Genomic DNA, 10,990 nt, shown 5'->3' with positions numbered 1-10,990 from the left:
GGTCACTTCCGGTCTCAAGCCCGGCGACACTGTTGTCACAGTAAATAAATAATTCCGCAAAATGGTGCCGTGGAAAGAGCCGGGCAAGACGCGCGTCAGTTGAATGACGTAATTGCGGCCGCTGGCGCAACCATGATCAATGCGTCAACTCGGCCTGCGCCGCATCCGTCCTGTTCAACCGGCTGTTGCGAATCCCGTAGCCGAAATAGGTGAGCACGGCCACCGTCATCCAGATCGTGAACACCGTATAAGTCGTGCTGGACAGGCCACCCACGAGATACAGGCAGGCGAGGATCGACAGCCCCGGCACGAGGTAGGGCCCGAACGGCACGCGAAACCCCTTGCGCCCCGTCTCCCCCTGCTTGCGGCGGATGACCGGCACGGCGATCGACACGACGATGAACGCGACCAGCGTGCCCATGCTCACCATGTCCCACAAAAAGGTGGCGTCGACGAGGCCCGCCACGATACCGACGACGACGCTGACGATCAGCGTATTCGTCACCGGAGACTGCGTGCGCGGATTCACAGTGCGGAACACCTGCGGCACGAGGCCGTCCTTGGCGATGGCGTACAGGATGCGCGTCTGGCCGTAGATCGTCACCAAGGTCACGGAGAACACGGAGATGACGGCACCGGCCGACAGCACCAGCGCCGGCCAGGCCTTGCCCGTCACGTTCTGCAGGATCACGGCGAGGCCCGCTTCCTGGCCGGCGAACATCGAGGCCGGCTGCGCGCCGAGGGCGGCGATCGCCACCAGCATATAGAACACGGTGACGATGACGAGGGCGGCCAGGATGCCGATCGGGACGTCGCGCGTGGGATTGCGCACTTCTTCGCCGGCCGTGGCGATGGTGTCGATGCCGATGAACGAAAAGAACACGGTGCCCGCGGCCGCCGTCACGCCGGCGAGGCCGCCCACGCCCTTGCCGTCCGCCGGCCAGACGAACGGGTGGAAGTTGTTGATGTCGAAGCCGGACAGCGCGATCGCGGAAAAGAACACGAGGATCGCCAGCTTGATCAGCACCATGATGGCGTTCGTCGTCGCCGATTCCCTGGTGCCGCGGATCAGCAGCACGCAGCACAGTACGACGAGCAGGATCGGCGGCAGGTTGATGTGGCCCGCGTGAAATTCGACGCCGCCGTTCTTGCCCGCGACGATCAGCGGCGAACGCAGCGCGTCCGGGATCTGCCAGCCGAGGGCATTCTTCAGGAAGTTGTTCAGGTAATCGGACCAGCCGATCGCCGTGGCGCTGGCCGCGAGGCCATACTCCAGCAGCAGGCAGGCGGCGACGACGAAGGCGGCGAACTCGCCCACCGTGGCGTAGGCAAAGGAATACGAGGAGCCGGACGCCGGCACGCGGTCGGCCAGCTCGGCATAGCACAGCGCCGTGAGGCCGGCGGTGATGGCGGCCATCAGGAACGACAGCACGACGGCCGGACCGGCCTTGGGCACGGCCTCCACCATCGTGAAAAAGATGCCGGTGCCGATCGTGGCGCCGACGCCGATCATGGTCAGGGGGAATAAGCCCAGCGAGCGGCCCAGCGCGTGGGCATGGCCGTCATCGGATTTGTGTCCGGATGTCTTGGTGCGAAAGAGCTTTTGGCCCAGGGTCTGGTTCACGGCATGTCCTCTACGCGGGTAGCGCGAATTAATAACTGTCATCAGGATGCGGTATGAACATCCAAAGCTCGCGATTATAGGGCCACTTACTGAGCCACTTCCAATGCAGGAAAAAAATACTTGCCTTAAACCTGCATTTTTTATGCAGATTTAGGTAGAATACCCCCGTACTCAACGAGCTGACCGATGCGACTCACACGATTCTCCGATATTGGCCTGCGTGTCCTGATCTATCTGGAACGGGCGGGAGAACGTCCGCACCCGGTAACGGTGGCCGAGATCGGCAAGCAGTTCGACATTCCGCTGAACCACCTCGTGAAAGTGGTCGGGCAACTGGCCAAGCTGGGCTGGGTGCAGGCGACGCGCGGACGCAACGGTGGCCTGCGCCTCGCAGCCGACCCGGCCACGTTGACGATCGGCCAGGTGCTGCGCAAGCTGGAAGGCGAGGACGACGAACTGGTCGACTGCGAAGGCACGGACTGCGCACTGAAGCTGGATTGCCAGCTGCGCGGCATGCTGCGCGCCGGCATGCGTGCCTTCTACGAGGCGATGGATCGCTACACGCTGGCCCACGCCACGGCCGGCACGACCGGCGAGCAGGTCGTGCGCATGCACCGTATGTTCTGGAACGGCGCGGTGGGGAAAACCCCTCTGCCGGCGCCCGAGCCGGTAAGTGAGGATTAACTTATAACAAGTCGGCGCCCGCCGTGCGGGCGTTTTTTTGAAGTCTAAATCTGCATTTTAAATGCATAATTAAAGGAACCATGATGATTTCCGAAGCCTCCCGCCCCTACATCGATGCCAGCGTCCCGGTCCTGCGCCAGCACGGCCTGACGATCACGAAGCTGTTCTATACGAACATGCTGGGGACGCATCCTGAACTGACCCGGATCTTCAACATGGGCAATCAGGCGAGCGGGGCGCAGCAGCAGTCGTTGGCATCGGCGGTGTTCGCCTACGCGGCCAACATCGGCAATCCGGGCGCGCTGGGCCCGGTGGTCGAACGCATCGTGCACAAGCACGTCTCGGTGGGCATCCGCGCCGAGCACTATCCGATCGTCGGCAAGCACCTGCTGGAATCGATCGCCACCACCCTGGGCGATGCCGCCACGCCGCCGTTGCTGGACGCCTGGAAGGAAGCCTATAACTCGCTGGCCAAGCTCTTGATCGAGGCGGAAGCGAGCCTGTACAGCACGGCCGGCGTCGAGCCGGGCGAGACCCGTCCGATGCGCGTGACGGAAGTGAAACAGGAGAGCGCCAACGTCATGTCGATCCGCTTCGTGCCTCTCGACGGCAAGCCGGTCCCCGCGTTCAAGCCGGGCCAGTACGTGAGCGTCGCCGTCGACCTGCCGGGCGGCCGTCACCAGCTGCGCCAGTACAGCCTGTCGGACGCGCCGAACGGCGAGAGCCTGCGCATTTCGGTGAAACGCGAGGACGGCGCGGACAACACTCCGGCCGGTGAAGTGTCGAACTGGCTGCATGCGAACGTGCAGGTGGGGTCCACGCTGCAGGTCTCGCATCCGTTCGGCGAATTCACTCCGGAAACGGAAGGCGACCAGCCGCTCGTGCTGCTGTCGGCCGGCGTCGGCATCACGCCGATGGTCGCGAGCCTGAAGCGCGTGGCCCAGGTGAATCCGCAGCGCCGCGTGATCTTCGCCCACGCCGCCCGCGATGCCGCGCACCATGCGCTGCGTGCGGAAGTCGAGGGCTTGACGTCCGTGATGCCGAACCTGTCGGTCGTGACCTTCCACGAGGATGCGCAAGGTGCCGCCGACGTGGTCGAAGGCCGCATGGACGTCGCGAAGCTGCCGGCATGGCCGCGCGAAGAGGCCGAGGTCTATCTGTGCGGTCCGCACAAGTTCATGCAGGCGCAGTGGCTCGGGTTGCTGGATGCCGGTGTGCCGGCGGGCCGGCTGCATCGTGAAGTGTTCGGGCCGGAACTGCTCGATCACCTGCTCTGATCAGGCGTGCGTCGAACGCGTGGAGTCATTGAGTCCGGGGGACTCAATGACGAGCTGTCCACGCGTTCAACCGACGCGGACGACCATGATCCCCGCCCGCAACCCCACGCGCACGTCGGGGTTCGGAAACACGACATATTCCTCGTCGTGCTGAACGGTATAAACAGTATCGCCGTCCCGTGCGATCACTTCGCCTTTCTTGAGCGGCGTAAAGTTTTCGGTATCGCGCCCGAAGCTCATGGTGAAGGCATCGGACAGCTTGGTGATCGATTGCGCCGTATTGAACACGATGGGCGCCCTGCCCTGGCCATCGGTCGACCCACGCAACAACCCGTGCAACGCATCGGCCATCGCCGTGAACTGCGCCAGATCGTTCTGCCCCAGCGTCCCGATCCGCCCCAGTTCGACGGTAGTCCCCGCGGCGCCATGCCGCTCGGCCGTCCACCAGCTGTAGGTGCCCGCGGAGGCCGGATTCATGATGACGGCGTCGATGCCGCCCAGTCCCAGCCATGCGATCAGTTCGCGCCGCGGTTCGTCCGCGATCAGCTCCGGCACGATGGCGAACCTCGGATAGCGCGACGCGCGGATCGCCGTATGCAGGTCGAGGTGCCAGCGGCGCGGGGCGCTGCCCTCGAAGAACGCGGCCGTCGCCGCGATCAGCGCATCGGCCCGGCCGGCCTCGAAGGTGCCGGCCAGGTCGCCGCGCTGGTCGCGGAACATGCGGTTCAGGTCCGCGTCGATGAAGCGCTTGCCGGCCGCGATCGCGTCGATGTTCCCGACGCACAGCATCAGGTCCACCGCGAGTTCGCGCGGCGCGCGCGACAAGGCCTCGATGGCATAGGCCACCATCTCGATCGGCCCCGTCTCGTCACCGTGCACGCCCACCGACAGCAAGACGGCGGGACGCTCCGGCGCCGGCGCGGCCGCCTTCACGGTCAGCACGCCCTTCGCGGGCTGGCCGACAACGAAGCCGGCCGCCGCGAAGCGGGCCGCCACCTCGCCGAAGTCGGCCTGGGCCAGGGCCCGGATCGCTTCAGGCAACACGTCGAACGAAGCGGCCGCCATGACGTTACGCCAGGTTCGCGACGGTGCCCGCGACCGTGGTCGCCGCAGTGCCCGACGCGATGCGGTCCGGGCTCGAGCCTTCCGACAGCGACCACACGGCCAGCATGGCCTGCTCCAGGTCCGTCGGCTGGGCATAGCCGCCGGTCAGGCCCATCRCATCCGTCAGCTCGCGCACCGCGGACTGCATGTCGCCCGTACGGCGGCTCGCTTCCAGCACTTCCAGCAGCAGGCGCTGCTGCGTGCGGCGCAGGGCCTGYAGCGCGTAGTTGCGCAGCTGTTCCTGCGACTTGCTGGTGGCCGGCAGCTTGAGGCCACGCTCCAGCGTGTCGATACCGGCCTGCTCGCGCAACATCATGCCGACGCGCAGGAACTCGGCCAGCGACATGCCCTGCGGGCGCTGCACCGACACGGCCGCGAACAGGAAGGCGGCCAGCGATTCGACCGTATCGACGGCTTTCCACGCCTGCACGAACGACGACGACAGGCCGCCGTGGTTGTCCGCATCGAGGCGGGCCGGCATCAGCTGGCGCAGTTGCTCCGGCTGGGCGAACAGGTTCGACAGCTCTTCCATGCCGCCGGCGCCTGCCTGTTCGGCCGGCAGCGACAGCACGCCTTCGATCACGGTGCGCAGCATGACGCGGGTGCGGGCATCGACGGCCTGCGACACGTCGCGCGGCACCACCAGCGCGTCATGGTCCAGTGCCTCGAACACGGGCGCCAGGTGCAGCGCGGCCCAGGCCTGGCCCCAGGCCGTCACGACCTCGGTGTCAATGATGCGGTGCTCGAGCGCCAGGTCGCGCAGCATCAGCGGACCGCAGCGGTTGACGGATTCGTTGGCCAGTACGGTCGCGAGGATCGCATTGGCCAGCGGGTGCGCCAGCGGATCGCGCGTCGCCACCAGCTGCGCCGGGAAGTAAGGACGCAGGATGGTCTCGGCCCACGGCTGTTCCGTCAGCGGCAGCGCGGCCAGCAGGCGCTTGAAGCGGTTCTTGACGTTGGCGACGACGACGGCCAGTTCCGGCGTCGTCAGGCCCAGGCCGAGGGCCTTGCGGCGCTGCAGCTCGGTCTCGCTGGGCAGCTGCTCCAGCTCGCGCGACACGGCGCCGTCAAGCTCCAGGCTCGCGATCAGCGCGGCGTAGCCGTCGACGACCGCGCCGATCGATTGCGCCTGCGCCTCGCGCACCAGCAGGTGCGTCTGCAGCGTGTTGTCGCGCAGGACCAGCTTCTCGATATCGCCCGTCATCTCGGTCAGCAGGCGGTTGCGCTCGCCCTCGTCCAGCTGGCCCGCATTGACTTCCGTGTCGAGCCAGATCTTGACGTTCACTTCGTGGTCGGAGCAGTCCACGCCGGCCGAGTTGTCGATCGCATCCGTGAAGATGCGGCCGCCGGCCAGCGCGAATTCGATGCGGCCGGCCTGCGTGGCGCCCAGGTTGCCGCCTTCCGCCACGACCTTCACGCGCAGCGCGTTGCCGTTGACGCGGATGTTGTCGTTGGCGCGGTCCTTCACCTGCGCATGGGTCTCGGTGGAGGCCTTGATGTAGGTGCCGATGCCGCCGTTGTAGAACAGGTCGACCGGCGCCAGCAGGATGCGGTGCATCAGTTCTTCCGGCGTGAGCGACGTCTCTTCGATGGCCAGCGCTTCGCGCACCTGCGGCGACAGCTCGACGTGGCGGGCGGTGCGCGGGAACACGCCACCGCCTTCCGAGATCAGTTCCTTGTCGTAGTCGTCCCAGGAGCTACGGGGCAACGCGAACATGCGCTTGCGCTCGTCGTACGACACGACGACGTCCGGATTCGGGTCGAGGAAGATGTGGCGGTGGTCGAACGCGGCCAGCACTTTCAGCTGGCGCGACAGCAGCACGCCGTTGCCGAACACGTCGCCCGACATGTCGCCCACGCCGACCATCGTCACCGGGGTCGTGTCCATGTCGTGGCCCATCTCGTAGAAGTGGCGTTTTACCGCTTCGAACGCGCCCTTCGCGGTGATGCCCATCTTCTTGTGGTCGTAGCCGTTCGAACCGCCGGACGCGAACGCATCGCCGAGCCAGAAGCCGCGCGAGACGGCGATGCTGTTGGCGATGTCGGAGAACGTCGCGGTGCCCTTGTCGGCGGCGACCACGAGATACGGGTCGTCCTGATCATAGCGCACGGTGTCCGTCGGCGGCACGATCTCGCCGCGCACGCGGTTGTCCGTCACTTCCAGCAGGCTGGCGATGAACAGGCGGTAGACGGCTTCGCCCTCGGCCGCCACGACGTCGCGCGCCGCATCCTTCGGCATCTGCTTGCACACGAAGCCGCCCTTCGAGCCGGCCGGCACGATGACGGCATTCTTGACCATCTGCGCTTTCACGAGGCCCAGCACTTCGGTGCGGTAGTCCTCCATGCGATCGGACCAGCGCAGGCCGCCGCGCGCGACCGGGYCGCCGCGCAGGTGCACGCCCTCGAAGCGGCGCGAGAACACGTAGATCTCGCGGAACGGACGCGGTTCCGGCACCAGCGCCAGGTGGCTCGTGTCGAACTTGAAGATGATTTTTTCGCCCGAATTTTCTTCCGACCTCTGGAAGTAATTGGTGCGCACGGTGGCCAAAACGAGGTCGACCAGCGCGGCCATGATTTCCTCGGTGTCCGCGTGGTTGACCTTGGCCAGGCCCGCCTTCAGCGCGACCAGTTTCGCATCGCCCGATGCGCGTTCCTCGGCCGAGAGATGCGGGTCGAAGCGAAGTGCGAAGCCCTCCACGAGTTCCTTCACGAGGCCGGCGCGCAGGCGCAGCGTCTCGGCCATGTAGCGCGTGGAAAACTTGCTGCCGGCCTGGCGCCAGTAGCTGATGTAGGCGCGCACCAGCTGCACTTCGCGCATCGACAGGCCGCCTTCGATGGTGAGGCCGTTCAGGCGGCCGTCCTCGGCGTCGCCGTTGAACAGCGCGGCAAACAATTCCTCGGCCACGTCGGCGACGCCCGGCCGCGCCAGCTTGGCGGCGGAATCCGCGTCGACGATCAGGCTCGTGATGTAACGACGCGTGCCTTCGGCCGTGTCGATCCAGAAGCTCTGTTCGCGGTCGATGGCGACGCCCGCGTTCTGCAGCGCCGGCAGGATGCGCGACAGCGACGGCATCGTATTCGTCGAGTACAGGCGCAGCGACGTGATGCCCGCTTCATCCGTCTCGATCCGCACGGACACGTAACCCTGCTGGCCGTTCGCGAGAATCGCGTTCACGTCGCGGAAGGCGACTTCCGGCGCCGTCGCGGCCACGTAGTTCACGGGCAGCGTGGGCAAGAGTTTGCGCAGGGCGTTGCGGGTCGGGACGTCCTCCACCGTGTCGGTCAGCGCCGTGTAGCGGTCATGCCAGCCGTCCAGCACGGACAGCAGCGGCTTCTGGATGTCGGTCTCGAGGTCGAGCGGATAGCGCGCGGCCTGGGCGATCAGGTAGACGCGGGCCAGCGGGCCGTCCGCGACGAGCGTCTGCGAGCGCACGTCGATGGCGCCCGAGCTGTCCTTCAATGCCTGCGCCAGCGCGGCGACGACGGCGGCGCTGTAGCGTTCGCGCGGCAGGTAGACGAGGACGTTCAGGTGGCGTTGATAGACGTCGCGGCGGGCGAAGACCTTCGCGCGCGGCTGCTTGTACAGCGAGACGACCGAGCTGCACACCTGGGCGAGCCAGTCCGGATCCGCTTCCAGTGCCTCGGTGCGCGGCAGCGATTCCAGGATCTCGAGGAATTTCTCGGCACGGAAGCCTTCCTGGCGCACGCCCGCGATGGACAGCACTTTCGCCACGCGGCCGCGCGCGAACGGCAGGCGCGCCAGCGGGGTCGACGTGGCGGCACGGGTGAACAGGCCGACGAAGCAGTGTTCGCCGATGGTGTTGCCCTGGGTGTCGGTGTCGCGCACGCCGATGAAGTCCAGCGGCTGGTCGCGGTGCAGGGTGCCGGCCACGTCGGCCTTCACGATCGACAGCGTCTCGTCGCGCTTGGACAGGATCTCGAAATCGCCCGGGATGTTCTGCAGGCAGGTGCCGTACACGGGATGCGACGTATCCTGCAGCACGCCGATGCGGCTCGGAATGTCGCGTTCCAGTTCGCGCACGCCCGGCTTGACGAAGTAATAGGCATAGCCGAACGATTCGAAACCTTCGTTCTTGGCCCATTCGAGGAAGGCTGCGACTTCCTGGCCGCTCGTTGTTCCCTGGGCCGCGGCTGCCGCGGCGACGGCCGTCATGCGGTCGGCCATGGCGACCGCGTCGCGGTGCACGATGGCGGCGTCGCGCGCGACCATCTGGATACGGGAGACCAGTTCGGACAGTTCATCCTGCGGCAGGTCTTCGGCCAGCAGGCACAGGACATACGATTCCAGCGGTGCGCCCGCTTCGCCGACGGCGACGACGCGGCCCGCTTCGTCGCGGCGCACGGGCAGCACGGTATTCATCACGCCCGACGCGACCACGCGCTGGCGGCGCAGCGCCATCACGAACGAGTCGACGAGGTAGGGCATGTCCTCGTTCAGGATCAGCAGGGCCGTCGACATGCCGCAGCGCCCATCCGTGTAGCGCATCTGCGCGATCTGGCAGCCGTCGGTGGTGCGCTGCGCCACCCGGGCGAAGGCGTCCCACAGGATGGCGGCGAGGTTGCGCGGGTCGATGCCGGCGAGGTCGTCCTCGTCGAGTGCRCCAATCCAGGCGCCGATCAGGGCGCCCACGATGTCGGAGGCGTCGGCCGGTCTGTTCTCGTTGACCAGAGCAAGGGTTTGCGTGCGCAGGTCTTGAGGCATGTCTTTGTTCATTTGCTTCTCCAAGCTGATAGTTGCGCCGGGTTCTTGACGGCTTGTGGCCATTTGTTCCCGGCTGATACGGACAGGGTTGTCCCGTCCAGATTCGTGCTTCCTGTTCCGGAAACGATCCTTTACTGTAGGGTGGGCTCCCCGAGCCCACGCGTGACGCCAGCGGGCCGCAAACGTCCGCGTGGGCACGGAGTGCCTACCCTACCAAAATCATGCCAGATCATACAGCCCTGGCAAGCCAAGGATGCGCTCCAGCGCTTCCAGCGCGGCCGCGCACTCGATGGCCAGTTGCGGATCGGCCAGGTCTTTCGGTTCCACGCGGTCGCGGTAATGGCGCTCGACCCAGGCGACGAGTCGCACGTACAGGTCTTCCGTCATCAGCACGCCCTGATGCATGGCGGCCGCTTCCTCGTCCGTGAGCACGACGCGCAGGCGCAGGCACGCGGGGCCGCCGCCATTGCGCATGCTCTGGCGCAGGTCGAATTCGATCAGCTCATCGATCGGGCCGCCCGACGCGACCAGCTGCTCGAGGTAGCGGGCCACGGTCGGCGTCTCGCGGCATTCATGCGGAACGACGAGCGCCATGCCGCCGTCCGGCTTCGACAGCAGCTGGCTGTTGAACAGATAGCTGGCCACGGCATCGGCGACGGGCACGAAGCCCGTGTCCACGCGCACGGCGCGCAGGTCGGTGCCCGTCGTGCCCAGCGCGCGCCGCAGCGCTTCGATCGTGGCGGCTTCGTTGGCGAAGGCCTGCTCGTGGTAGAACAGCACGTTGCCATTGCCGACGGCGATCACGTCGTTGTGGAACACGCCCTCGTCGATCACGTCCGGGTTCTGCGCCGCGAACACGGTACGCGCCGCGTCCAGGCCGTGCAGGCGCGCGATCGCCTGCGAGGCTTCCAATGTCTGGCGCGCCGGGTATCTGGTCGGCGCGGGGGCGGACGGGTCGAACTCGACGCGGCCGTAGACGAAAAACTCGACGCCGGCCGCGCCGTGGGCACTGGCAAAGCGCGTGTGGTTGGCGGCGCCCTCGTCGCCGAACGCGGGCGTCGACGGCAGCGGGTCGTGCACGACGAAGCGCTCCGGATTCGCGAACAGGGCACGCAGGGTGCGCGTGGCCTGCACGTGTTCTTCCGCGCGGTGCAGCTTGTTGTTCAGGTTCGCGGCCGTGAAGTGCACGCGGCCGTCGGGCGTATCCGCCGAGGGGCTGACGGTGGCGGCGTTCGCAGTCCACATCGGCGATGCCGAGTAGGCGCAGGCCAGGATCACCGGCGCTTCGCGGTATGCCTGCGCCAGCACGTCGGCGTCCGTGCCGGAAAAGCCGAGGCGGCGCAGCAGGCGGAAGTTCGGACGCGCCTGCGGCGGCAGCAGGCCTTGCGCGAAGCCGCGCGCGGCCAGCTCACGCATCTTGGCAAGACCCTGCAGCGCGGCCTGGCGCGGGTTCGATGCGCTCTTCACGTTGTTGAACGAGGCGACGTTGCCGAACGAGAGGCCGGCGTAGTTGTGCGACGGGCCCACGAGGCCGTCGAAATTGAATTCGCGTGCGTTGCGCATGGCGTTCAGAAGGTG

At 66.7% G+C, this 10,990-nt stretch carries 6 protein-coding genes; 2 read left to right on the top strand and 4 right to left on the bottom strand.

Annotated elements, in window-relative coordinates:
- Positions 1–136: 136 nt before the first annotated feature.
- Positions 137–1,624 carry an APC family permease gene (locus AC1DYX_RS21875; protein WP_477262727.1) on the bottom strand — a complete coding sequence of 496 codons (1,488 nt, stop codon included), beginning with the start codon at positions 1,622–1,624 and terminating at the stop codon, positions 137–139.
- A 186-nt stretch (positions 1,625–1,810) separates the two neighbouring features.
- Here AC1DYX_RS21875 and AC1DYX_RS21870 point away from each other — a divergent pair, with 186 nt between their 5' ends.
- Both AC1DYX_RS21870 and hmpA read left to right on the top strand, forming a co-directional pair.
- Positions 1,811–2,308, top strand: coding sequence for an RrF2 family transcriptional regulator (locus AC1DYX_RS21870; protein ID WP_477262725.1), 498 nt, complete (start codon positions 1,811–1,813; stop codon positions 2,306–2,308).
- Between the two features lie 83 nt (positions 2,309–2,391).
- Positions 2,392–3,585 carry an NO-inducible flavohemoprotein gene (hmpA, locus tag AC1DYX_RS21865; RefSeq protein WP_477262731.1) on the top strand — a complete coding sequence of 398 codons (1,194 nt, stop codon included), beginning with the start codon at positions 2,392–2,394 and terminating at the stop codon, positions 3,583–3,585.
- 66 nt (positions 3,586–3,651) lie between these two features.
- Here the strand turns inward: hmpA and AC1DYX_RS21860 are convergent, their stop codons facing one another.
- From AC1DYX_RS21860 to astB, 3 genes are all read right to left on the bottom strand, one after another.
- The gene (locus AC1DYX_RS21860) at positions 3,652–4,650 is read right to left on the bottom strand and encodes a succinylglutamate desuccinylase (protein ID WP_477262723.1); all 999 of its coding nucleotides are present in this window, start codon (positions 4,648–4,650) and stop codon (positions 3,652–3,654) included.
- 4 nt (positions 4,651–4,654) lie between these two features.
- Positions 4,655–9,424, bottom strand: coding sequence for an NAD-glutamate dehydrogenase domain-containing protein (locus AC1DYX_RS21855; RefSeq protein WP_477262721.1), 4,770 nt, complete (start codon positions 9,422–9,424; stop codon positions 4,655–4,657).
- A 207-nt stretch (positions 9,425–9,631) separates the two neighbouring features.
- Positions 9,632–10,975 carry an N-succinylarginine dihydrolase gene (astB, locus tag AC1DYX_RS21850; protein WP_477262729.1) on the bottom strand — a complete coding sequence of 448 codons (1,344 nt, stop codon included), beginning with the start codon at positions 10,973–10,975 and terminating at the stop codon, positions 9,632–9,634.
- Positions 10,976–10,990: the final 15 nt, after the last annotated feature.

Source organism: Massilia sp. P2_C2 (assembly GCF_056404615.1).
Note: the sequence above shows the minus strand (reverse complement) of the source record. Positions and strands in the feature narration are given on the sequence as shown.